Source organism: Gelidibacter sp. (assembly GCF_035515035.1).
In the GTDB taxonomy this organism is placed as follows: domain Bacteria; phylum Bacteroidota; class Bacteroidia; order Flavobacteriales; family Flavobacteriaceae; genus Gelidibacter.
On record NZ_DATJCA010000030.1, the window covers coordinates 1 to 20,732 of the forward strand.

Annotated in this window: 15 protein-coding genes and 1 pseudogene; 8 read left to right on the plus strand and 8 right to left on the minus strand. The window is 38.5% G+C overall.

Features of this window, described 5'->3' with window-relative positions:
- The 4 genes and pseudogenes from VLZ86_RS02465 to VLZ86_RS02480 all read left to right on the plus strand — a co-directional run.
- Window positions 1-1,957 (plus strand): annotated as a pseudogene (locus VLZ86_RS02465) (hypothetical protein); the annotation flags it as partial.
- A 13-nt stretch (window positions 1,958-1,970) separates the two neighbouring features.
- Entirely contained in the window at window positions 1,971-3,488 is a 1,518-nt protein-coding gene (locus VLZ86_RS02470; protein ID WP_325448374.1) for a SusD/RagB family nutrient-binding outer membrane lipoprotein, read from the plus strand.
- 327 nt (window positions 3,489-3,815) lie between these two features.
- The gene (locus VLZ86_RS02475) at window positions 3,816-4,826 is read left to right on the plus strand and encodes a glycosyl hydrolase family 18 protein (protein WP_325448376.1); all 1,011 of its coding nucleotides are present in this window, start codon (window positions 3,816-3,818) and stop codon (window positions 4,824-4,826) included.
- 373 nt (window positions 4,827-5,199) lie between these two features.
- Entirely contained in the window at window positions 5,200-7,248 is a 2,049-nt protein-coding gene (locus VLZ86_RS02480) for a beta-N-acetylhexosaminidase (protein ID WP_325448378.1), read from the plus strand.
- A 64-nt stretch (window positions 7,249-7,312) separates the two neighbouring features.
- Here the strand turns inward: VLZ86_RS02480 and VLZ86_RS02485 are convergent, their stop codons facing one another.
- The 8 genes from VLZ86_RS02485 to VLZ86_RS02515 all read right to left on the minus strand — a co-directional run bounded on the left by VLZ86_RS02485 (window position 7,313) and on the right by VLZ86_RS02515 (window position 14,011).
- Complete coding sequence (locus VLZ86_RS02485) at window positions 7,313-8,158, minus strand: SMP-30/gluconolactonase/LRE family protein (protein ID WP_325448380.1); 846 nt, start codon at window positions 8,156-8,158, stop codon at window positions 7,313-7,315.
- A 26-nt stretch (window positions 8,159-8,184) separates the two neighbouring features.
- Window positions 8,185-8,571 (minus strand): hypothetical protein, encoded by a 387-nt coding sequence (locus VLZ86_RS02490; protein ID WP_325448382.1) that lies wholly within the window; start codon window positions 8,569-8,571, stop codon window positions 8,185-8,187.
- Window positions 8,572-8,747: 176 nt separating this feature from the next.
- The gene (locus tag VLZ86_RS02495; RefSeq protein ID WP_325448384.1) at window positions 8,748-9,233 is read right to left on the minus strand and encodes a hypothetical protein; all 486 of its coding nucleotides are present in this window, start codon (window positions 9,231-9,233) and stop codon (window positions 8,748-8,750) included.
- A 139-nt stretch (window positions 9,234-9,372) separates the two neighbouring features.
- Window positions 9,373-10,110 (minus strand): sulfite exporter TauE/SafE family protein, encoded by a 738-nt coding sequence (locus tag VLZ86_RS02500; protein ID WP_325448386.1) that lies wholly within the window; start codon window positions 10,108-10,110, stop codon window positions 9,373-9,375.
- 150 nt (window positions 10,111-10,260) lie between these two features.
- Complete coding sequence (locus VLZ86_RS16280; RefSeq protein ID WP_414652534.1) at window positions 10,261-10,620, minus strand: GldL-related protein; 360 nt, start codon at window positions 10,618-10,620, stop codon at window positions 10,261-10,263.
- Between the two features lie 227 nt (window positions 10,621-10,847).
- On the minus strand, window positions 10,848-11,555 hold the full coding sequence (locus VLZ86_RS02505; RefSeq protein ID WP_325448388.1) for a membrane or secreted protein: 708 nt from the start codon (window positions 11,553-11,555) through the stop codon (window positions 10,848-10,850).
- 331 nt (window positions 11,556-11,886) lie between these two features.
- Window positions 11,887-13,368 carry a potassium/proton antiporter gene (locus VLZ86_RS02510; RefSeq protein WP_325448390.1) on the minus strand — a complete coding sequence of 494 codons (1,482 nt, stop codon included), beginning with the start codon at window positions 13,366-13,368 and terminating at the stop codon, window positions 11,887-11,889.
- Between the two features lie 226 nt (window positions 13,369-13,594).
- The gene (locus VLZ86_RS02515; RefSeq protein WP_325448392.1) at window positions 13,595-14,011 is read right to left on the minus strand and encodes a hypothetical protein; all 417 of its coding nucleotides are present in this window, start codon (window positions 14,009-14,011) and stop codon (window positions 13,595-13,597) included.
- 391 nt (window positions 14,012-14,402) lie between these two features.
- Between VLZ86_RS02515 and VLZ86_RS02520 the strand changes: the two genes are divergently transcribed.
- From VLZ86_RS02520 to VLZ86_RS02535, 4 genes are all read left to right on the plus strand, one after another.
- Window positions 14,403-14,945: a hypothetical protein gene (locus tag VLZ86_RS02520; protein WP_325448394.1), complete on the plus strand. Its 543-nt coding sequence runs from the start codon at window positions 14,403-14,405 to the stop codon at window positions 14,943-14,945.
- A 42-nt stretch (window positions 14,946-14,987) separates the two neighbouring features.
- Window positions 14,988-17,483, plus strand: a complete 2,496-nt coding sequence (locus VLZ86_RS02525) for a TonB-dependent receptor (protein WP_325448396.1) — start codon at window positions 14,988-14,990, stop codon at window positions 17,481-17,483.
- Window positions 17,484-17,487: 4 nt separating this feature from the next.
- Complete coding sequence (locus VLZ86_RS02530) at window positions 17,488-18,816, plus strand: hypothetical protein (RefSeq protein ID WP_325448398.1); 1,329 nt, start codon at window positions 17,488-17,490, stop codon at window positions 18,814-18,816.
- 345 nt (window positions 18,817-19,161) lie between these two features.
- Window positions 19,162-20,721 carry a serine hydrolase gene (locus VLZ86_RS02535; RefSeq protein WP_325448400.1) on the plus strand — a complete coding sequence of 520 codons (1,560 nt, stop codon included), beginning with the start codon at window positions 19,162-19,164 and terminating at the stop codon, window positions 20,719-20,721.
- The last annotated feature ends 11 nt before the right edge of the window (window positions 20,722-20,732 follow it).

A 20,732-nucleotide genomic window follows, 5' to 3' on the forward strand; every position in this document is an offset into this window, starting at 1 on the left:
ATTGGGAGATTCACCTAATAACCTAGGCTATTCTTTAAGTGGTTTGGCGCCAAATATTGATCAAGCTTGGTTGAAAAATTATAAAGCTGAAGATGGCACCATTTACAGATGGAACACCAACGATTATTTATTAAATCCGTATTACGTGTTGAATGAAAACAGTGGCGAAACACAAAAGGATCGTTTTATTGGCTACGTCAGTGGTTACTATCAAGTAAACAAATGGCTTGGTGCGAATTTCAGAACAGGGATCGATACCTACAGTTTTGGTTCAAAAGATTTTATGGGCAGCGGTCATACCTGGCCAGGTCGTGCCAACGGCTATCTAGGTTTAAATAATATTAATGTATCCGAAATCAACACCGATTTAATCTTCAACATTGATGGCATAAAATTGGCAGAAAACTTCACCTTCTCCAGTATTTTGGGTTTAAACAGAAGAGATTTTTTAAGAGAACAAAACTCGAGATTTGGAAACAATATTATAGAGCCAGGCACAAAGTATATTAGCAATTTTGCCATTCAAACAGAAAACGCACCTTCGGAAACCAAAACCCGAACAAATTCGGTGTTCGGATCGGCTAAATTTGATTATAAAGGGTATTTATATGCTGAATTTACAGGAAGACAGGATTGGTTCAGTGTCATTGATGATGCTGCCTTTTACCCAGCGGCATCATTAAGCTTTGTGTTTTCTGATGCTTTTGATGCTACCGGAGATGTATTTTCTTATGGTAAGTTTAGATCCTCATGGGCACAGGTTTCCAACGCCCCAGGTGCTTACAAAAACGCACTCAATTATACGGTACTTCCTTCTTTTAACGGGAGTAGTGTCATCAATATTAAAAATGATGCTGCACCAAATCCTAATTTAACGTATCAATCAAAAACAGGGATTGAGTTTGGGGTCGATTTAGCCTTTTTTAAAAATCGCTTAAGAGCAGACTTTACCGTATATCGTGAAGATATTGATGATCAAACTATGGATTTGCCATCTTCGGCAACCTCAGGATATGAATACATTTCTGTAAATGCTGGAAAATTACGCAACGAAGGTGTTGAAGTGCTTTTATCAGGTTCGCCTATAAAAACCAATGATTTCACCTGGGAAGTTACTGTCAACTATAGTAAAAACAAAAACGAAGTCATTTCACTCCATCCAGATATTGACACCTATGTCATCTCTGAAGCGAGATGGGCGGGAGCGGCGATTGTAGCTCCAGTTGGAGGGCAATATGGCTCTATTGTTGGAAAGGATTTCTTAAGAACCGATGCCGGTGAAGTAATTAACAGTGCCAATGGCCTTCCATTGTTTACGAATGACAAAGTAATTTTAGGGAATGGTATTCCTGATTGGACTGCTGGTTTAAACAATCGTTTTTCATATAAAGGATTAACACTTCAGTTTTTATTAGATATCAAACAAGGCATGGATGTGTATTCTATGACCAATTCCGTTGGAGCAACCAAGGGTCTTTTAAATGTGACCACTCAGGGGAGAGATGCCTTTAACACCGCAAGAGAACTCGCTGAAGCTGCCGATCCGGATTTCAATATCAATACTTGGGTGCCTACGGATGGTTACGTGTCTACTGGAGTAATCAATACAGGTACAGCAGAAAATCCTGTATATGTACAAAATACAACACCTGTAAATCCACAGAGCTATTGGAATACGGTTTTCAATAATACACCGGCACCATTTATTTATGATGCCTCGTACGTAAAGCTGAGAGAATTGAGTTTAGGCTATGACTTTCCTAAAAATCTTGTAAGTGGTCTTAAAATGACATCGCTTAACATGTCTCTTTTTGCAAGAAACTTGTTGACCTTCAGTAAAGACTTGCCAAACATTGATCCAGAATCGATGTACACCTCAGGTAATGGGCAAGGTTTTGAATATGGGTCTTTACCATCACGTCAATCTTATGGCTTCAATATTAAAGTTACTTTTTAAATAAAATAATATTATGAAATATAAACACATCATAGCTATAGTAATGATTCTTGTTGCTTTTAGTAGCTGTACGAAAGATTTTGACACCCTGATCGAAGATCCGATTGCCCTGTCTCCAAACCCTGACGGACAACTTTCTTTTGTTCAGTTAAGTATGTCTGGCGACCGATATTACCAATGGCGCGCCAACTTGATTTATTCGGGTGGTTTTGTGCAACATTATTCTGGAGCCTGGAACGTTACGGAGTTTGGCGGAAGATTCAAGAAAAATGACGATTATGCACATGCTTATTGGAGAAGAGCGTATTCCATAGAAATGAAAAACATAGTGGACGTTATTTCCAGAACCAATGATATTCCTGATAAAGCGAATATCAATGCGATTGCAAAAATTGTTCGCGTGATGATCGGGCAGCGTTTAACCGATTTATATGGAGATGTGCCTTACTCTGAAGCCGGCGTTGGTTTTTCACAAGGTATTGTCGCTCCAAGATATGATAAACAAGAAGAAATCTATAAGTCATTCTTTGTTGATTTGGAAGACAGTTTCAATCAGTTGAATGTTGATGGTGGCACGGTTACTGGCGATCTTTTTTATAATGGCGACATCACAAAATGGAAAAAATTAGCGAATACCTTGCGTCTGCGGACGGGGATGCGTATTTCTGAGATTGCACCTGCCGAAGCAGAAAAACAAGTCAAAGCAGCTTTTGCCAATGGGGTTTTTGAAAGCAATGCGGACAATTGTATCATGCGTCATGGCGATATCGCCTTTAATGGTGATTTGTTCGATTTCCGGGGCAATGGTTTGGCACATGCCTTTATTGGAAATGATAATGCCGATCACTTTTCGTCCTTGTTAATTGACTTTTTAAGAGATCATGACGATCCGAGATTACCAATGATTGCCACTCCAAAAACATCAAGTGGTGTGAGTTGGGGCGGACCAATTCAGCCAGGCGAAGATTTATATGTAGGCGTTCCAGCCGGCTCTTTTCAATGGGATGTTTTTGGTGGTGCTGCGGCAACTTCAGGAATCCAAGATTATTTAAAAGAAAACACCACACCATTTCTACATGTGAGTTATTCTGAAACTCAGCAATTGTTAGCTGAGGCCGCTTTTAGAGGTTGGGTTTCTGGATCCGCAGCCGATTATTACAAAAACGGTGTGGAAGCGGGAGTTAAACAATTGGTACTTTACGGAGCGCCAGAAGCTTCTCAAGGAGATATTAATAACTTCTTAGCGGCAAACCCATTACAAACCGGTAAGGAATTCGAGCAAATCAACACCCAACTTTGGGTGACCTACTTGTTCAACAGTATCGAAGCCTATTCCAACTGGAGAAGAACTGGGTTTCCAGTATTGGACCCAATCACCGTACCTGACTCTGAAACAGGAGGTGTAGTTCCAAAACGCTTGTATTACCCGAACGATGAATTGCAGAAAAACGAAACCAATTATTTGGAGGCTATTGGTCGCATGGGAGGCAATAATGATTGGCTGAACAAAGTTTGGTGGGATGCCAATTAATTAAAATTTAATACACATCCCCTAATACATTTTTAATAATAAGTTTATAAGCGAGGCGATCTATTTCACCTCGCTTATTTTAAAATAATACAACATGAAAATTAAATTACTAGTTCTAACAGACGTTATCTTTTTTCAGCAGCAGATTAAGGGGCAAGTGGACCAAAAGTACTTAAGCGCAACTTTTGCCGATACTAAAGTGGCTATAAGCTGACGACATTGACCAACGCATTTTAAAAGCTTAGACCAATTATTTACAACCTTAACTTCAACAGTTAGCTATGCTGATTTAAAATCTTAATTTTATAGACACTTAATCTTGGTAATATGAAAAAAAGTTCGATTCTAATAACCCTTATTCTCACTGTTCTACTTCTAAATGGGTGTGGCTCTGGCCATTCCAAGGAGTCCGCCAATCTAAATGACAAGGAGAAGGAAGTTGCTAAAGTGGTCATTGGTTATATTCCAACTTGGAAAGACATGCGGAAAACCATTGATGCTACCGATTTGAACATTTTGACGCACATCAATCTATCTTTTCTTAATCCCGATGCATCAGGAGCATTTTTGTTGAACGGCGAGCCAATCTGTAGTGATGGTGCTTCGGCGGACATAAAATATGTGGTGAAAAAAGCCCACGAGAACGGTGTCAAAGTATTAGTGTCTTTAGGCGGGGGAACGATTCCCCAATGCTCTGGAGATTGGAAGACCCTCTTGCAATCGTCTCATAGAACTACGGTGGTCAACAATTTGAAAGCCTTGGCAGATTTCTATAACTTGGATGGCATTGATGTGGATATTGAAGGTGGACTATTGAATGATATCAGTGAGGCTGGGGATTATACACCGTTTATCCAAGAGTTAAGAGCTGTGCTTCATCCGCTTGGTAAATTAGTTACTTGCGCTACTGCAAGTTATGTTGGAGGGATGATTCCAAAATCGGCCATTCCTTATTTTGATTATGTCAATATCATGGCCTATGATAACCATTGGAAGCGTGCAGAAAATCACGCCACTTTTGAAGATGCTGTGAGAGATATGGAGCTGTGGCTCGATTTAGGTTGTCCAGCAGATAAATTAGTGTTGGGCGTCCCATTTTACGGATATATGGGAACCGTGGGAAGTGGTGGTGTAGCCTACAAAACCATTGTCGAACAAGATCCGAATGCCGCACAAGTGGATGCCTATAAAGAGTATAAGTATAATGGCATCCCAACCATGCGGGCCAAAACAGAATATGCCATCAAACATGGCGCTGGAATCATGATTTGGGAAATTTCAAATGATGCCTCAGATAGTTTGAGCTTATTGCAAGCCATCGGAAAAAAACTAAAATAAGGGAAGTCTGTTGTAAAGAGGCCAGAAGTTAAATAACTGCCTTCATTTTATTACAATAAAAGGGGTTTCATCTGCTTTTCAAAAAACTGCCATAAAAGATATCTTCTTAATAATCTGCTTCTTAATTAACAATTCAAAATACTTATTTGATGAATTTTTCTGTCGTGTTCTAGATGCTGTCTATCTGCCAAACAACGTCGTTGATATAATTTCTTTTAAAATCATTTATTTTAGTGATAGTTTGGCTTAGCCCTCCATTCTATTTAATGTAGAGCAAATTAATCGCGTAGGAATCAATCGGAATATCATTGAAAAGTATTTGGAATCAATGAAACGCCACATTTTTAAAATTCAAATTCAAATTCAAATTCAAATGAACAAAATTATCTTAATTCTTATCCTTTTCTGCTTTTCAAACCATGCAAGCGCTCAGAAAGTCTTGTCAGAAAACTTGGATTTGATGCCTTGGCCCAAAAATGTAGAGAAAAAAAACGCTGAGTTTATTATTGATAATAGCCTGAGCATTTCAATAAGTCCTGCGGATGAGGGTCGCGTCCATAATGCGGCGGTCAATTTTTTAAGACGTCTCAGTGGCAGAACAGGCGTGTTTTTAAATGAAGGTTTTCCTGTAACAGACCAACAAGGTTCCATCCAAATTATATTTGAAAATGTATCCAAACTTAGCATTGAAAACGACGAATCCTATAGCTTAGATGTTGGTGATTCGGTAATAACTATCACGGCTAAAACCGATGTTGGCGCCATCAGAGGATTGGAAACCCTTTTACAACTGGTTCAAAATAATAGTACCAACTATGTTTTTTCTGGAGTAAAAATCAACGATACACCCCGATTTGTTTGGCGAGGTTTAATGATTGACGCCGCAAGACATTTTCAACCTGTAGGTGTTATAAAGCGGAATTTGGATGCGATGGCGGCCGTAAAATTGAATGTGTTTCACTGGCATTTAACCGATGATCAAGGCTGGCGGGTAGAATCAAAAGTATATCCTAAACTTCACGAAGAGGCGTCAGACGGATTGTACTATACCCAAGAACAAATAAAAGACGTGGTGGCTTATGCCGATAATCTGGGCATCCGGGTGATTCCTGAATTTGATGTTCCGGGACACGCCTCCGCTATTTTAACCGCTTACCCAGAATTGGGAAGTAAAGACGGTTATGACTATGCCATTGAACGTTTTTCTGGGGTGTTCGATCCCACGTTGAATCCTACTATAGACCTCACTTACGAGTTTCTGGAGCGATTGTTCGCCGAGATGTCACCCTTGTTTCCAGATGATTATTTTCATATTGGCGGCGATGAAAATGAAGGTAAACATTGGGATGAGAGCAAGGCCATTCAGAAATTTAAGAAGCAGCACGATTTAAAAACAAACCACGATTTACAGACCTATTTCAATATCAAACTTGAAAAAATCCTCAATAATTTAGGTAAAAAGATGATGGGATGGGATGAGATCATGACCCCCAATATGCCTACAACAACGGTCATTCATTCCTGGCGCGGCCAAAATGAAGGGTTCCCTGAAGGCAACTCTTTGATAACTGCCGCAAAAAGAGGTTACCAAACCGTACTTTCAAATGGGTACTATATTGATAGAATGGAACCAGTGGAGAATCATTATTTGGTAGATCCCATTGGTGATGCTAAATTAACAGACCTAGAACGCTCCCGTATTTTAGGTGGCGAAGCGACGATGTGGAGTGAATTGGTCACACCTTTGACCATCGATTCCAGAATCTGGCCAAGAACCGCCGCTATTGCGGAACGCTTCTGGTCACAAGCAGAGGTCAAGGATGTGGATGATATGAAAAAACGATTGAAGCAAGTGTCTTTCAACTTAGAAGAATTGGGGATTACCCATATTAAGAACAGAGATGTTATTTTAAGAAATATGACCGACAATCAGGATATTTCAGCGTTGGTCACCTTATCCGAAATTTGCGAACCTTTAAAGATCTATTCCAGAAATAAAGGGGGCATTGAATACAAAACCTTTTCGCCATTTACTCTTTTTGCCGACGCTTGTGTGGTTGATGCCGAAGACGCTTTGCCTTTTAACCGTACAGTCCACCAGTTTACAAGTGCTCCAAACAGCGTTAATGCGAGTCAGGTTTTAGCTTATCTGAACATCTGGGCTGGAAATTATGAAGCGTTTAAAGAACTGACTAAAAATCCAAAACTCACTCCTTTGGAACCTTTGTCCGAAACTCTTTCTTCCACCGCTCGTTTACTTTCAAAAGCGCTGGAAAGCAAATCGCTGACCTCAGAAAATCTCACAAAAATCAAAGAGGGCCTTCTTATTTTAGAGCAACCTTTTGCAGATGTTGAGGTGGTAATTCTAGAGGGATTGAGCAAGTTAATGGCCTTTTGTGAAAGTCATTATTTAGTGAATTAGTTTATGTGGCCTTTGTCAATGGAATGCCTGTTTTCGGCAGGCTTCATTGGCAAAATTAACCCAGTTACAAATCTACTACTTCAAGATTGCCTCTATCGGCCATGGTGATATAGCATTTTTTGTAATCGTTGCTGAAGGTGAGGTTGGAGGGATTCTTTCCTATTAATTGTATTTCTCTCACGATTTCACCCGAAGACGATAAAACCACGACGGTACCTTTTCCATAACGGCAGACATACAGATTTCCGCTATCGTCAAAGCGCATTCCGTCCAATCCAAAATCTTCAAACGAAATAAATTCCTGTTTGTTGTCTACAAAGCCATTGTCAAGAATATCGTAGACCCATATTTTTCGTTGGACCGATTCATTCACATATAATTTCTTACCATCAGGACTCACTTCAATCCCGTTGGTCGTTCCCATCTGGTCTTCCAACAATTCAAATCCGTTTTCTTTGGTCACTTTCCATATTTTACCGGTATTGTCTGTCCAATTCGGATCGCTGGCATACAGCGTGCCGTTTGGGGCAATGGCGATATCGTTCGGTTGATTGGCGGTTGGCTCGTGGGCAAATACGGTTATGTTTTTGCTTCGCAAATCAATTTCCAGAACGTTGTGATTGACATAATCCGCCACAAACATCTGGTGCTTTTCGCCAAACCGTATGCCATTACCGATACTCCCGTTGGGCAATTTTACAAAAACAGAACCTTCCCCGCTAGGAGTGACTTCCCCAATGGTGCCCTGTTCTTCAAAATTCACTGCATAGATATTGCCCTCATAATCCGTCGCTGGGCCTTCCACGCCACTGGTAAAACTTCCTTCCTTTGTAAAATCACTGCTCTTTAACTGTTGCGCGCAGGAGCTGGATAGGACGAGTAATAAAGTTAAATTTGTAATTAATTTCATTGATATGTTGATTATATAACGTGATTTTAAGTAATTTCTACATTCAAATTTTCCAGGAAAGTCTCTAAATCCGCCAAAGAATTTTCTTCAATAAGATTGGTGTCGATGATCAATTCATCCGTATCGGTTTTGAGTTTATAATCTCCGGAAAACTTTCTAATGCCCTTAATGTCCACTAGGTTTATTTTTTTTGAAATCAGATGGTTTTTGGTGATTATTCCGTTTTCTATGGTGAGATATTGTTTGTTGTGTTCAAAAAGATAGATGCAGAAATATAAAATCCCAATGATTAAATAGCCATAATTGAAAATGTTGTGTGGAAAATATATGACTGCCGGAATCCCGACGATTACCCATATGCTTCCTAAGATTAGGTAAGTTCTAAGTCGCCTTCTTTTGAATTTTATTTTCATAACATAATTTTCAGATATCCTTTATGTATATAAGTTGTGACATAATTCGTCACGGACAATTGCAAACAGGCTTGGCAGAGGAAAATCCTACCTGCCACGTTTTAGGGCGTCGAGGATTTTCCAATTAGGCGAGAACCAAGCAACCCGCTAGAACGATTCTTTCGGGCTGGGTATTTTTACACGGTGTTGTAATGCGTTATTTTTTCAGTTTCAAGATGTTCTTTGAAATATCTTATTAATTTTTTCTCTTCGCTGTTAAATATCAAACTTATAATTACAAAAAAAACAATTGGAAAGAAAAAGAAAAGGACTGGAATCTCTAATCCATATGACAATCGTAAAATGAGCATAATAATTGGGATTATTAATATTATAAAAAGTCCGTATTTATATTTTGTTTCAAGTATAATCTTTGTTTTACTCTCGGTCAATTCAGATACAGTTCCGTAGATAACAATTGCACTTTTTGATTTATTGTCAATGTCAAAGGTATAATTTGTTCCAATTGAAAAGTTTAAACTAATTATGAATTCATTTTCAGTCAGCCATTTCAAAAAGAATATTTTTCCACTATTTTCAGACGTTATTCTTTTTAGGTCATTAATATTTAAAGTGACATTTAATTCCTCTTTAATTAATTTCAAAAATGAGATCGTGTTCATTCGGTACTTCTGGTTTTAAATGCACCACAACTTATCTATACAAGCCTCTAATATAATGAAATCATCCAACTTCGTGGGTATATAATTATGTCTACAACAATCTTTAATCGAAATAATTTCCCACTAGAGATATTGGTTTTTAACTTATCAACGATTGGCTCAACAACAGTAATCCAATCCCAATTAATCCCATATAAACATAATTTAAAAAAGTACCATCTTTTAAACGATGGTTCAGATATCGACCCAAAAAAATAGCGGGGATGATCACGGGAATTGAAATCAAAAAATAATAGGTGACCGTCCAACTCCATAAGCCTTGATACCAATATCCAAACATTCCAATGCTACTGACGGGTAAGAAATAACCTTGTAGCGTAGCTCTAAAGTTTTTTGGCGTCCAATTGCGAAGATTGCCGTAAATAACAATGGGTGGACCATTCAACCCATAGGCTCCGCCTAAGATTCCGGATAGAAATCCGCAAGCAAATAGCCAAATTTTGTTGTCAGTTTTTAATCTGAAAGTACTTTTTGAAAGCAGGGAATAACTTGAATAGAGGATGATCAGTAATCCCAAGATTGTTTTTATAAAGTTTTCGTTACCATAAATAAGCAAGTATAAACCAATGGGAATTCCCAATATCGCAAAAATAATGAGCCATTTTGCACTTTTCAAATGGATTTGTTTACGGTCTTGCACAACCACAATGGCCGCCACAAAAATGGAAATCAATACCGAAAGTGGCACGGCAATTTCAATGGGAATCAATAGGAGCAACAATGGCACGGCAATTAAAGATTCGCCAAAACCAAAGGTAGAACGGACTAAGGTTGCAATGAAAATGATGAGTAGAATGTAAAATGTAATGAGATCCATAGGTTTTTATTGCATCCAAGTTTTCTCATCTTGAACTCATCTATTTTTTGAAAAGATGATTTTTATCGATTTGTATTGGAATTGGTAGAGGAGCGCCGGTTTTTCCTGCTTCCGTGATGTTGGGCAGTCATTTTTTTCAATGATTCTAGTTTACGAAAATTTTTGTCTGAGTCTCAATAATTTATTTCTCTGAATCAAATAAAAGATGGTTGAGATGGAAGGCATAATGAACATTGTCAAAACCCAAAAGGTCTTATGGTAAATTTTGTACTTCACCATATCACTCAAAACAATGATCCAAGTAGAGAAGAATAACATTAATCCCATGCTAAGTAGGATTTGCGAAAATTCCCAATGTTGAATTTTAGCCAAAGCTCCGAGAATTGTTAAAATAAAATTTCCTATTACTAACACCCATACTGTCTTGATATCAATTTTAAAGTCTTGATTCTTCATAATAAAATGTTCTTGTTTATTATCTAATAAAAGATGGAAACCCTTTAATTCCATTGTAATTACTCTCTATTAATGTTTTCGCCACGTCCCCATTGCTATCGGGAACACGAACAATTATGTTCTTTTTATAACCTTTTAACAGCTATTTAACAAAGCAGACTTTCTGCCAATATAAAACTACGGATTTCCAATCTATAGTGGTTTGTTTTTTAGGTACTTTATAAATTATGAAAATCTTGATTTCATTTGACTTTAATAATTATGAATGCGCAAAAGTAAATCTAGTCCCTCAAACTCCAAATCTCATTGATAGGGTCTCCCTTACTAGAGAATCCTTTATGATGCCATTGCCCATCAATCAGTTCATAATTAAATTTCAAGCTCATTCCAACTCTGGAATTGTCTCTGGAAAAGAATTCGATGTTCTCCGTGTAATCGCCATTTAAGGTGCTGTAGGTGCCGCCGCCGGTACCCATAAATTCCTTGGTTTCTGTATTGTAGGCGATCCATTGAAATCGGGTTCCTGAAAGAATTTTCATCGTTTTACGTGGACCGCTCGTGTCACGGGTTTGAGCTTCGCCATCCACCATGCGTCCGGACATGAGCCAAGCGCCCTCTAACGCTCCCGGTTGGCCATCGTCAATTCTCGTGAATTTTTTTTTCGAATCATAAAGTTCTAGACCATCATCAGCAAACTTCACTTTATAACTTATTTCCGTACCAACACGTTCGGGATTATCCGTGTCAAATTCTATTTTTTCGGTAACCACATCGCCTTGTAGAGTCCAACTGCCGCCATGGGTTTCAACAAATTCACCCGTCACGGCATGAAATGTTGTTGACACTTGATACCCATCAACAAAAACGAGCACAGTTTTAAGTTGGTCACCGTTTTCCGAAGTGGATAGGTTTTCCCACGCACCCGTAATATTTTGTGCATGGGTGATAATGGACAGGAACAGGCAGATGAGCGATAGACTTGTTTTCATAATTTTATATTTTTAGGTTCTTTTAAAAATGGATGACTTAATTTCTTTTAAAAACTCACAGTCCTTTTAATATCTCAGAATGTTTAAACAACGAAAACTCATGGGCATAGCCATGCCTCTAATATACTGAAATTATTCCAATTTGGTGGGGGAATATCTAGTGTTAAGCTGATCCTAAATCTTGATCATGACCGTAGCTTTATCCTGGTAATGGCGTGATATAAAAAAGCGAATAAAATAAAATCCAAGATTTAGTTGAAGAATAAAACTCAGAAAATTTAAGGATAGACGGAGTTAATTGCCATCAGATATCTCCTCTTTTTATCCCTAATTAAGAGGTTTTTGCATATTTGGGATGGAAGAGGCATTCTTCAACTTTTTCATAATCTTCAGGTCTATCTGCAAGCACCATTAAAACATCATTGGCTTTAATAACGGTAGAGCCGCCGGGGCGAATATATTGATTGCCGCGTTTGATCATGACTATAAATGCTTCTGCGGGAAAATGTAAGTCCACGATCCGCTTATTTATTGGCGAGAATTCAGGTGAAATGGTGAATTCCTGCAACGCCGATTTTGGGAGGTCTAAAAGAAGTTCATCTATAGGCGTGATCTTTTTTGCTTGCTCCGGGATGCCTACTCTCAGCCATTTTGCAACAACGCCCAAAGACGTACCTTGAATGAGAACGGAGGTCACCGATATAAAAAATACGATACTGAATATCATATCGGCTTTTTCAATGCCGGCCAGAAGAGGATAGGTCGCAAACACAATTGGAACCGCCCCTCGCAAGCCTACCCACGAAATGTAGAAGCGTCTTCTCAATTTCATTTTAAAGAAAACGAGACTTATAAAAACCGCAATAGGGCGCGCAACCACAATTAAGAATAAAGAAATGAGCATCCCCACGCCAATATAAGGCACAATTTTGGAAGGGAAAACCAAAAGCCCTAAGGTAAGGAACAGAACAATTTGCATTAGCCAAGCCAAACCATCGTACATTTTTAAAATGGTTTTCTTTTGGATAATGTCCTGGTTTCCGAGGTAGACCGCACAAATATAAATGGCTAAAAAGCCGTTACCACCTACAAAATCCGTTGCCGAAAACGTGATGAACATCAATGAAATGACCAAAACAGGGTAGAGACCTTCAAAGCCAAGATTGATGCGATTAATGATATGTTTACTGACAAATCCAAATCCGAAACCTGCGGCGGCACCTACAATCATTTGTTGTAAAAACATAGGTACAACTGAGGCTACACTCTGATCCTGATTGATCACCAGGGTCAAAAAGGCAATGGTAAGCACATAGGCCATCGGATCATTACTTCCGCTTTCCAATTCTAACGTAGGCCTGATGTTTTTTTTCAGGGCCAAACTCTTTGAACGTAGAATTGAGAATACTGCAGCCGCATCGGTTGAGGAGACGATAGAACCCAAAAGCATACTTTCATAGATGGTAAAATCGGTAACGTAATAAACAAATCCCCCCAGGGTGATGGCAGTCAACAATACACCCAAGGTAGATAAAACAATTCCTTCTTTAAGAATGGGTTTTATGGAGCTCCAGTTCGTGTCAAGACCTCCGGAAAATAAAATAAAGTTAAGGGAAATGACACCAATAAGTTGGGCGTTCTTGGGATTGTCAAAGCGAATGCCGCCAATGCCTTCAGAACCTGCCAACATGCCTATGGTCAAGAAAAGCAACAATGTAGGAACACCAAATTTATAAGAAGTTTTACCAACTATAATGCTTATAAAAAGCAATATAGATCCAACTAATAGTATGTTTTCAATGGTTAAACTCATAGTTTATGCTTCCTAAATCGATTTGCGCGAAGATACTTCTTTTTATTTTTATGAAATAATGTTTTTGGAAGTGGTGTTTAAAAACTTGTTTCAAATTAAAATAGGTTTCTTAAAATGGAATAAAATTACTAAAAAAGGCATTCACAGCACTTTAGGTGTGATTCGCGTTCTAATATAAATGCTTTCCTGAACTGAAAAGAGCGCTAATTTCGAGTTGTAAATTGTTTTAATTTGACGGAAAGTTATAGGTTTTCAATGTGTTTTCCAATACCGCCAATGAAGTCGGGTCTACAATTTGAGCATCAATGACAAGGGTTCCATTTGCGGTTACTAATCTTATATCACCAGAGAAATGTTTGATTGATTTTATATCGGAGAGTTTTATTTTTTTGGGAAACAGCGTGTTTTTTATTATTTCACCATTTTTAAATGTCACGTATTGTTTTTTGTTTTCAAAGAGATACACTAGAAACATGAAAATGTTGACAAAAATCTGTGCAATTCCAATGGCGTCCAAGGAGATGTTTTTCCATTCGCCAATTCCAGTAGATAACAAAATAAGGAGAGTCCCAATGAAGATAAAGACAATCCCCATGGTTAAATTACTTTTTATTCTTTCTTTAGAGTATCGGATGGTAGTCATGGTTCAAAAGTATGGAATGGTTTTTAGGACCACTAATATACTTATTATCCAATAGGCTGTAACGTATAGTTGTAAGATATTTCATTCATTGGAAATTTTCGCTTTCATACAGACGACAGTTTTTCAATTTCAACTGCAACTTGCTATGAGAAAGATTCCTATTTATGCCTGAGAAATGCGATTTTGCCTGTTTCAACTCTAATGGAAGGGATTAAAAACTTAAGTACTAGTTATGGACTCTAATGACAATTCTAAAAGTCAAACGGTTTAAAATTAGTGATAGAGGAATTAAATTGTCGATTTTAAGTTTTTTAGAAAAACTATGGATTCCATTTAGTCTTGTTCTAAATAAGGCTTAAATTTGCATGAAATTTAAAAAAAATCAAATTCTATGAAGAAATTAGTTTTATTGAGTGCTGTTATTTTTGGATTGGTATTTTATTCATGTTCCAGTGATGATGATAACGGTACAGAAAAAACCGTCAGCTTAGTAGGCGAATGGCGATTGACCAATGTGGATTTTATTACCATGACAGAAGGTGGAAGACCGGCTAGTGATGCCTGTATTGTGGAGCTTGTTGCAGGATATGAATTCCGCGCAGATTCCAAGGCTTATTTCATTTTAGGCGATATGGATCGGCCATTTTTTGACCCTTATGCACAGGATTACTGGACATGGGAAGGCGATGCTTCCGATTTTAAAATTGTGCAAACCAACCCGATGAGCCCTCCTTACAATTTTAGTTTAAGCCCTAAAAACATTAAAACAAAGCAGGTTGATGGTAAAGTCGTGATGACCTTCCAATCAATAATGGGGAATGGTTCTGAAGCCAATTTCACTCTGGTAAAAGAGGCCATTGATAAAAGTAAAACACCATTATTGACTGATGATGAAGGTGGGGCATTCTATTGTGGATTTTTTGATCCTCAATAAGCATATGTAGTATATAATAGAAGCGCCGTTAAGGTACTTTAAATGTCTATACGGGCGCATCCTAAATTCATCTTAATCTATTGGGATGTACAGGATGCGCCCGTTGCGGACAAAATAATCAGGAGTTTTACAGTGCTCCACTTTTCTATGTTAAGAAATTTCACACTCTTCTTTTTTTTATTGTTTTCTCTGTTTTCCATGTCGCAAACTACTGGAACGCTTCGAGGGAAAATAATCAACTCCCTAGATGATCAGATAGAAAACATTGAAATTCGTTTGGTCGAAACCAACGGTCGTACGTTGACCAACAAAGAAGGGGAATTTGTCTTTAATAATCTGCCTTCCGGATTCTATAATGTCTATCCTGTACATGACGGCTTTCAGTTTGAAATTAAAAACATCCAAATCAAGGCTGGTGAAATACAAGAAGTGACGCTCTACATTGAAATGATGACCTATAATCTGGACGAAGTAAAATTGCGAACGCTCAGCCTTAGTGAAAAGTTAAAAAGCAGTGCCATCAAAGCAAATATTATCTCGGTGGAAGCCAATACTAGGCGTGCCAATTCGGTGGAAGATTTAGTGGATAAAAGTCCAGGGGTTAAAATACGTAACGTTGGAGGTCTCGGATCGGCAAGTAATATTATTGTTGGCGGATTTACGGGCAATGCGGTGAAATTCCTTTATGATGATATCCCTATTGATTATTTAGGGTCCAATTTTGGCCTGACAAAAGTGCCAACCAACGCCATCAGCCGCGTGGAGATTTACAAAGGTGTTTTGCCTACAAAGATAGGCGTGGACGCTTTGGGCAGTGCGATCAATATTATTCCTAAAACCAGTAAAAAAACCTCGGGTACCGTGTCTTATGAAACGGGCTCTTACAATACCCATATCGCTACGGCCAACGCGAATATTAAATTGAATGAGCATTTGTTTTTGGGAGTCAATAGTTTTTATAATTATTCAAAAAACAATTATAAAGTAGATAATCTGCCCTATAAAGATCCCAATAACGGTCAGGTTACTTATATTAAGGAACGCTTGTTCCACAACGGATTTAATCAACATTCACTTGAATTTTCCTTAGAAGCGCGACAATTATCCTGGGCCGAATCGATTGAGTTTAAGGTAAATTCCTACGGATTGGAAAGAGATATCCAAAACGATCCATTTTCTAGAGCCCGACCTTTTGGAGAGGTCTATAGACAGGAACGCGGCAATTTTATTCCTTCCTTGAAATATAAAAATCATTTTTTTGAAAATAAGTTGAGCCTCAATCAGTTTTTGGTCTATAGTAATATCGATTTTGAGATTTTCGATCAAGGCAAAAACGTGTATTACGATTGGAAAGGGGTTGCCCACAGTACAAATTCGGCATCAGAGATGGGCAATATGCTCCTTGAGAATGGCTATATGCACACTAATTTTGAGCAGTTCACCTCCAGAACTAATCTTAATTATTTGATCTCCAATTATTTTCAAATAGAAAACAATACGGTATTCAGTAATTACAACCGAAAATCGAATATAGGCGACCAGAATCTAAATGGGACCAACTATAATAAGCTCATTACCAACTTTGCATTGAATGCACAGTTTTTTGATCGGAAATTGGAATCGAATACCCAATTTAAATATCTCTATGGGAATTTCGCCGGACGGTATAATGCGTCAGATAATCCTTTGGAAGAGATTATTGTAGATAAGGAAGTGGTCAATACCGGATTGAGTTTTTCACAGGCCTTAAAGTACAATATCAATGAGAAAAGCTATGTTCGGGTTTCTTATGAAAATACGTTTAGATTGCCAGAACAGCAGGAGTTGTTTGGTGACAATAACTTTATTGTAGCTAATTATGAACTGACGCCTGAAGAAAGTAAAAACCTAAACTTAGGTTACACTTATACGGCAACGGACTTTGGTTTTGAAATAAATACCTACTATCGGGATACGCAGAATTTGATTCGGTTAAAGGATTTAAACCAATACCAGGCCATCCATCTCAATCTTGATAATGTCAAAGGATTTGGTGTGGAGTTGCAGGCCAATTACGAACCCGTTGACAAATTGCAGGTGTCGGGAAATTTAACTTGGAATGACTTTCGGTTGCAATCATCCAAAGATAAATATTTAAACAACCAGCATTTCAAGGATGCTCGGATTGCCAACATGCCGTTTTATTACGGAAATGTCAGTGCCTCCTATAATATTAAAGAGTTGTTGAAGCTTTCTACCGATTTATCCTTCTTTTGGGACTATTCTTATGTGCATCAGTACTATTTGGACTATATCGAAAAGCAATTTGAGCCGGATGGCTTCTTAGGACTTTTCGGCACATCTAAAATAAATACCAGCCGAATTATTCCGAATCAGCACACCCACAATATTGGGTTTATCTATGTCCGTGATTTTTCAAAACAAAGCGTATCTTTTAGTGCAGAACTCAAAAATGCCTTTGATGAGAATATTTACAACGAATTCAAAATGCAAAGCCCTGGCAGACATTTTAGAATGAAAATAACCTATAGTTTTTAAGTGTATGAAGTTCCATTTTATATATAAAGTCTTGATTGGTGTACTCTTGTTAGGGCTGATTTCCTGTGAAGTTAAAAACCTAGACGATGAGAATAAAAATCCGAAGACGGAATATTCCTCTTTTAATTATGTGCTAGCCACTGAAGATGCTTCCACCGCCGATATTACCCGATTTTTTAGTTTTAATTTGGAAAGGTTAGAAGCAGGCACCCCTTATGATTTGATTCAGGACAACAAAACATTTATAAATTCAGATCCTTCCACATCATCAGGGCATCATTCGTTTAAGAATTTTATCTTTAGCATGGCTAAGGATAAAAGAGGCTATTCGTCCACACCCGGACTTTTCCGACTCACCCTGAACACTTCAGATCAAGTATTTATTGACAGCGAATTATATATTGGAAAAGGCAATCTCTTCCCGTCGCGTAAGTTGGCTTTGGTAAATGATCACCTTGGTTTTTATTATAATGAGGATAGTGGCGGCCAGACCATTCAGGCCTTTAATCCCTTAACCATGCAATTGGCCGAGGCATTGGATTTGCGTCCTTTTATCAAGGCGTTTCGCCCAGAGGTTAAATTTGAGGATGAGTATGGAAATAATTTGGTGAGAACGGGATCTTTGGTTTTAGATTTTAAAGAGGATAAACTCTTTGTGAGCATTGTCTTTTTGGAAGAAGCCAGTTTTAACCTGATTTCGGAAGATGAAGAGAATTTCTATTTGGCGGTGATTGATATCCCGACGTTTAGTTTTGAAAAGATCATCCAATATCACGGGGTTAAAACGGTCGGATTTTTTGTTTCCGAAAATAATCCTACCACGAAGGATGAGGCAGGAAATCTTTACTTCTGTTCTTGGGGCTGGAATCAGTTTAATAAGCACAACCCTTCAAAAGTATTTAGAATTAAAGCTGGGGAAACAGAATTTGATACCAATTGGGAAATTGATATTGAATCGTTATTTGGAGAGGGAAGGATTGCCCAGTCTATTATGTCCTATAATAACAAATTGTATTTACACATTTCTGAAGCCCCCTATTTATTTGACTCCAGTGAGGAGGTCGAAACCCGGAATGGCTTAAAACTTTCGTATTACGAATTTGACACCAATGCCCCCGAAAACTACACAAAATTGGCCGTGCCAACCTCCAATCCTGCATCGCGCATGAACGTATTCAATATTGTGGACGACCGGCTTTTTATGGTGGTTCCAAATGCCATTGCGCCCAATTTTAACGGGGTGTATTCGTTAGACCGCCAAGGTACTCTCAAAAATGAGATGCAAATCTCCAATAAATACCGACCGACCCGGTTTTATAAATTGGAGAATTAATTTGGGTTTATTGGCGATATATTGAGAATCAATAACCATCAGTCTCAAAGCCCTGAAAAGGACGACATATATTCTACGATATATTTGCAATGATCAATATCACTCCGAATTCTAATCCCAAACCTAGCGCTCATCAAACTCTATCTCATTACTCACCATGTACACGCGGAATTCATCCTGTGACATTGGCTGATGGTATCTCGGCCCTTCAGGGCTACCAAGGATTATTGCCCTCGGTTAGGTTATGACGTCCAATCGGGGCTAACACCACACTAAATTAGGATATTAATGGATGTTATTCCCATGTGTAAAGTTGTAAGTATATTTGTCTAAAATCAATTGATCATGACTACACATTATTTTAAGCGTTTTTCAATTACGCTGCTTGTTTTTGTAAGTTTATTTATCAACTCACTTGTCGCTCAAGAATCCCTCCCGGAGAACCTTGATGCATGGATTGAATCTGGGAGAAAGGATTGGAAAATTCCCGGCATGGCAGTGGGAATAGTAAAAGATGGGGAAGTGGTCTATGCTAAAGGTTTTGGAGAAAAACGGTTGGGAAGCGGTGAGAAGGTTGATGCCAACACTATTTTCAGTATTGCGTCGGTCAGTAAAAACATGACCGCGGCAGCATTGGCAATTTTGGTGGATGAAGGAAAAATAAATTGGGACGATAAAATTGTCCAGCATATTCCGTGGTTTCAGTTAAAAGATCCTTGGGTAACCCAGGAAATCACTATTCGGGATGTTTTGACGCATCGCGTGGGATTAGGACGGATTTTAGGAAATAGGCTTCAGTTTATGACCAAGAGTTCGCGCGACAGTGTTCTGTACCAAATGCGATATATGAACTTGGAAAAACCTTTCCGTTCTTCTTTTGTTTACAACAACGTGATGTATTCGATTGCCGGACAAATCATTGAATATGCCGATGGACGAACCTGGGATGCCTTTTTAAATGAACGTCTTTTTGCGCCTCTTGATATGAATGCCTCGTCCACCAGTATTACTCAGATCAATGCTAACGCAAATCAAGCCTATCCACATCAAGAAATTGAGGGGAAAGTAGTGCCTATTTCAAGGAGAAATTGGGACAATGCCGGACCTGCTGGAGGGGTAAACGCATCAATAAACGACTTAAACAAATGGATGTTGATGCAATTGGGAGTTTCTGGCGAGTATAATGGAAAGACCATCATCAGTGAGAAGCAGATGAACGAAATCCACAAACAGCAAATGGTCGTTCCACAGGCAAATGCAATGGCAGCCCAGGGCAGTTATGGTTTTGGATGGAATATCACCGATTATAAAGGAAAACGAGTACTCACCCACGGCGGGGCAACCGATGGTTTCAATACGGCTATGTATCTCATGCCGGAGTTGGATTTGGGGATTATCGTCGTCGGAAATAATTTCAATAGTTTAGGGAATGCCGTGGCTTATCAAGTAATGGATGCCTATTTGGGGCATAGTGATATAGATTGGAATGAGCGTTATTTACAAGGCTATAAACGGTCATACGCCCGAGCGTTGGAAGCACGTGAAAAAATCCATCAAGCTCAAGTGCTAAAAACAAAACCTAGCTTAGCTTTGGATGCCTATATGGGGGTCTATAAATCTGCTGGCTACGGAAAAGTAGAAGTAAAAAAACAGGATAAGGATTTGGTATTACATTTTTGGGATACCGACGGATTGGAAGCCAAACTTGAGCACTGGCATTACGATACCTTTAGAGCCGTGTGGAAAAATCCGGCCCAACGTGAAGAGTTTATGCAATTCCATTTAGGGAAAGACGGCATGATTGAAGCGCTCGACTTCGAGTTTTCCTTGCGGCCATTATCCTTGCAAGTAGGTGCTTATCCATCAAACTATACCCATACGGAGCGGTTTATAAAGCTGAAATAAGTTTCATCACT

Coding starts and splice junctions, on each gene's coding strand:
- VLZ86_RS02470 (WP_325448374.1), top strand. CDS start 1,971: ATGAAATATAAACACATCATAGCTATAGTAATGATTCTTGTTGCTTTT.
- VLZ86_RS02475 (WP_325448376.1), top strand. CDS start 3,816: ATGAAAAAAAGTTCGATTCTAATAACCCTTATTCTCACTGTTCTACTT.
- VLZ86_RS02480 (WP_325448378.1), top strand. CDS start 5,200: ATGAACAAAATTATCTTAATTCTTATCCTTTTCTGCTTTTCAAACCAT.
- VLZ86_RS02485 (WP_325448380.1), bottom strand. CDS start 8,158: ATGAAATTAATTACAAATTTAACTTTATTACTCGTCCTATCCAGCTCC.
- VLZ86_RS02490 (WP_325448382.1), bottom strand. CDS start 8,571: ATGAAAATAAAATTCAAAAGAAGGCGACTTAGAACTTACCTAATCTTA.
- VLZ86_RS02495 (WP_325448384.1), bottom strand. CDS start 9,233: ATGAACACGATCTCATTTTTGAAATTAATTAAAGAGGAATTAAATGTC.
- VLZ86_RS02500 (WP_325448386.1), bottom strand. CDS start 10,110: ATGGATCTCATTACATTTTACATTCTACTCATCATTTTCATTGCAACC.
- VLZ86_RS16280 (WP_414652534.1), bottom strand. CDS start 10,620: ATGGAATTAAAGGGTTTCCATCTTTTATTAGATAATAAACAAGAACAT.
- VLZ86_RS02505 (WP_325448388.1), bottom strand. CDS start 11,555: ATGAAAACAAGTCTATCGCTCATCTGCCTGTTCCTGTCCATTATCACC.
- VLZ86_RS02510 (WP_325448390.1), bottom strand. CDS start 13,368: ATGAGTTTAACCATTGAAAACATACTATTAGTTGGATCTATATTGCTT.
- VLZ86_RS02515 (WP_325448392.1), bottom strand. CDS start 14,011: ATGACTACCATCCGATACTCTAAAGAAAGAATAAAAAGTAATTTAACC.
- VLZ86_RS02520 (WP_325448394.1), top strand. CDS start 14,403: ATGAAGAAATTAGTTTTATTGAGTGCTGTTATTTTTGGATTGGTATTT.
- VLZ86_RS02525 (WP_325448396.1), top strand. CDS start 14,988: ATGTCTATACGGGCGCATCCTAAATTCATCTTAATCTATTGGGATGTA.
- VLZ86_RS02530 (WP_325448398.1), top strand. CDS start 17,488: ATGAAGTTCCATTTTATATATAAAGTCTTGATTGGTGTACTCTTGTTA.
- VLZ86_RS02535 (WP_325448400.1), top strand. CDS start 19,162: ATGACTACACATTATTTTAAGCGTTTTTCAATTACGCTGCTTGTTTTT.